This window comes from Actinomadura napierensis, assembly GCF_039529375.1.
GTDB classification, from domain to species: Bacteria; Actinomycetota; Actinomycetes; order Streptosporangiales; family Streptosporangiaceae; genus Spirillospora; species Spirillospora napierensis.
On record NZ_BAAAMR010000237.1, the window covers coordinates 1 to 3,322 of the forward strand.

4 protein-coding genes are annotated in these 3,322 nt (G+C 78.0%); all 4 read right to left on the bottom strand.

The genetic code is table 11. The features are described from left to right. Positions 1–555: glycosyltransferase family 9 protein (locus tag ABD296_RS49020; protein WP_407061591.1), on the bottom strand; the 555-nt coding region annotated here is incomplete at its 3' end. Next, complete coding sequence (locus ABD296_RS49025) at positions 546–1,223, bottom strand: SDR family oxidoreductase (protein WP_344285298.1); 678 nt, start codon at positions 1,221–1,223, stop codon at positions 546–548. The genes ABD296_RS49020 and ABD296_RS49025, both read right to left, overlap by 10 nt. Next, positions 1,220–2,617, bottom strand: coding sequence for a PfkB family carbohydrate kinase (locus ABD296_RS49030; RefSeq protein ID WP_344285300.1), 1,398 nt, complete (start codon positions 2,615–2,617; stop codon positions 1,220–1,222). Before ABD296_RS49030 ends, ABD296_RS49025 begins: the two co-directional genes overlap by 4 nt. After that, the gene (locus ABD296_RS49035; RefSeq protein ID WP_344285302.1) at positions 2,614–3,222 is read right to left on the bottom strand and encodes a D-sedoheptulose-7-phosphate isomerase; all 609 of its coding nucleotides are present in this window, start codon (positions 3,220–3,222) and stop codon (positions 2,614–2,616) included. The genes ABD296_RS49030 and ABD296_RS49035 overlap by 4 nt, the downstream gene beginning before the upstream one ends. Positions 3,223–3,322: the final 100 nt, after the last annotated feature.

The window sequence follows — 3,322 nt, forward strand, 5'->3', positions numbered from 1 at the left end:
GGCGCGCATCGCCGCCGCGACCGCCGCGAACCGCTCGGCCGGCCAGCGCCGCGCCGGGAACGCGGCGCCCGGGTGGACGACGACGGCGCCGGGCGCGGGCGAGACGACCGGCGGGGGCGCCAGGTCCAGGTCGGTCGGGTCGGCGTCGAACCCGTAGGCGCACACCAGCCGGCACCAGCGCGCCACCTCGTGCTCGCCGGGGTCCCAGTCCGGGCCGTCGGTGTGCAGTGCGCCGGTGTGCGCGAACGCCATCAGCCGGCCGGGCCGCAGCGCCGCCAGCAGCCGGTGGCTCTGCGGGCCACGGCCGTGCAGGTTGACCGCGACGTCCACGGGCCCGGCGGGCGGCAGCGGGCCGAGGCCCGCGTCCGCCGGCAGGACGTCGTCGACCGCGCCCGTGGCCAGGGCCAGCGGTGCCAGCGCGGGCGGCGCGGCGAGCGTGACCCGCGCGCCGGGCATCCCGCGCCGAAGCGCCCGCAGCGCGGGCACGGCGGTGAGCAGGTCGCCCAGGCCGAGCGCCCGCAGCACCAGCGCGCGGCGCGCGGCCGTCACGGCCACGAGGTCTCCTCCGACTGGCAGACCACCATCTCGCGGACCTCGCAGCCGGGCGGCTGCGCCAGCGCGAACGCGATCGCGGCGGCGACGTCCTCCGGCTTGTTCAGCTTGGCGTCCGGGCCGGGCTTGTACTGCTCGGTGCGCCCCTCGAAGAACGCGGTGTCCATCCCGCCCGGCACGATCATCGTGACCGCGACCTTCCCGGCCAGCTCGGCGGCGAGGGCGCGGGTGAACCCGACGACGCCGAACTTCGACGCGCAGTACGCGGTGGCGTCGCTGACCGCCCGCAGCCCCAGCGTCGAGGCGACCGTGACGATCCGCCCGCTCGGCTCGTTCTCCAGGTAGGGGAGCGCGGCGCGGATCACCGCGGCGGTGCCGAGCAGGTTCACCTGGACGACCCGCTCCCAGTCCTCGGCGGGCACGTCGCACAGGGTGCCGCACGCGTCGGTCCCGGCGGCGGTCACGACCGCGTTGAGGCCGCCCGCCGAGCGCGCCAGGCCGTGCACGGCGCGCTCGGCGCAGCGCCGGTCGGCCAGGTCGGCCTGCATGTGCTCGAAGTCGTCCTTCGGAGGGTGCCGGTCGAGGATGAGGGGGCGTCCTCCGTCGTCGGCGACCTTCCGTGCGACGGCCGCGCCGAGTCCGGAGGCCCCGCCGGTGATGAGGACGTTCATGACGCGTTTCCCTTCGTGGTGGACAGCAGGCGCGTGGTGGAGCGCCCTTCCAGCAGAGGCAGCAGGACCACCTCGCCGTTGTGGGCCCGGACCGTCTCGGCCTCGGGCAGGATCGTCCCGGCGTAGTCGGCGCCCTTGACCCAGACGTCGGGGCGCAGCCGCTCCAGCAGCGGCGCCGGGGTGTCGTCGTCGAACACGACCGCGGCGTCGACGTCGCTGAGCGCCTCCAGCACCCGGACGCGGTCCGCGGCGGGCGTCACCGGGCGGGTCGGGCCCTTGCGGCGGCGCACCGACGCGTCGGAGTTGACGCAGACGATCAGGCAGTCGCCGAGCCGCCGGGCCTGCTGGAGCATGCTGACGTGCCCGGCGTGCAGCAGGTCGAAGCAGCCGCCGGTCGCCACGACCGTGCCGCCCGCGCGCCGCGTCCGCTCGACCACGTCCCAGGCGTCCTCCCCGCGCTCGGGGACGAGCCGGGCCGTGCCGGTCTCGGCGAGCTGCGTCGCGACGGCCGCCGCGGCGCCCGCCCGGACGAACTCCGACGCGCGCCGCACGCCTTCGGTGACGGCGCCGGCGAGCGTCCCGCCATCGGCGAGCGCCTCCACCGTCCCGGCCGCGAAGCTGTCGCCCGCGCCGCAGGAGTCGCCGCGCGCCGGCTGGGCGGGCGCCAGGAACGGCGCCTCCGACCCGTCGCACAGCAGCGCGCCCTCGGACCCGAGCGTGACCGCCACCCCCTCCAGGCCCCAGGACCGGCCGAGATGCCGGCCGCGCCGGCCCGCCGCCGACAGCCCGAACCCGGTGATGTCGGCGCCGTCCGCGGCGGCGAGCCGGGCCGCCTCCTCCTCGTTCGGGGTGAGCAGCCGGGTGCCGGGCACCGGCGGCTCGCCGCGCGGATGCGGGTCCCACACGATCGGGACCCCGCGCGGCAGGGCGCTCAGCAGCGACCGGACGGCGCGGTGCCGGGTCACGCCCCGCCCGTAGTCGGAGACGAGCACCGCGCCCGCCCCCGCGATGGCGTCGGTGACGCGCGGACCGACGGGCCCGTCGAGGGCCTGCCCTTCCCCGGCGTCCAGGCGCGCCACCGACTGGCCTCCCGACCTGATGCGCAGCTTGCAGGGCGTGCCGCCGTGCAGGTGGAACGCGGCGACCTCCACGTGCCGCTCCAGCATCGCGCGCAGCCGCCGCCCCGGGTCGTCGTCGGCGAGCGCCGTGACGAGCACGACCTCCCGCCCGTCCGCCGCCGCGAGCAGGGCGGCCAGGCCCGCGCCGCCCGGGCGCGGGCGCTCCTCCGCCTGCTCGACGACCGGGACGGGCGCGTCCGGGCACAGCCGGCTGCTCGTGCCGACGATGTCGACGTCGAGCAGGACGTCGCCCACCACGACCAGTGGTGCGCTCATCTGGTCACCCCCAGCGCGTCGTCGACCACCCCGCACAGCAGGTGCACCGCGGCGAGGTGGATCTCCTGGACGGTCGACGTCGTGTCCGCCCGCACGGTGACGGCGTCGTCGCAGGCGTCGGTGAGCGGGTTCGGGCCGGGCCCGGTGACCGCCCACGCGGTCATCCCGAGCTCGCGCGCCCGGTCCGCCGCCGCGATCACGTTGGGGCTGCGGCCGCTGGTCGACAGGCACACGAGCACGTCCCCCCGGCGGCCGTGCGCCTGCACCTGCCGGGCGAACGCCTGCACCGCGCCGTAGTCGTTGCCGATCGCGGTGAGCGACGAGGTGTCGGCGTGCAGCGGGATCGCCGACAGCGGCCGCCGCTCGTCCTCGAACCGGCCGACCAGCTCGGCCGTCAGGTGCTGCGCCTCCGCGGCGCTGCCCCCGTTACCGCAGGCCAGCAGCCGTCCGCCGGCGCGCAGCACGCCCGCCAGGCGGCGGCCCCACGCCTCGATGGTGGGGACCTGCGCGCGGACCTCGCGCGCCGCCTCGGCGATCGCCTCCACCCGCCGGTCCTGCGCCGTCGCGGTCCGCGTCCGCGCGACCCGTTGCGTGGTGGTCGTCATCAGGCGGCCACCCCGCTCAGCGCGGCGGCGCGCTCGTAGACGCCGGCGGTGTCGGCGGCGACGCGCGCCCAGGAGTAGCGGTCGCGGGCGCGGCCGGCCG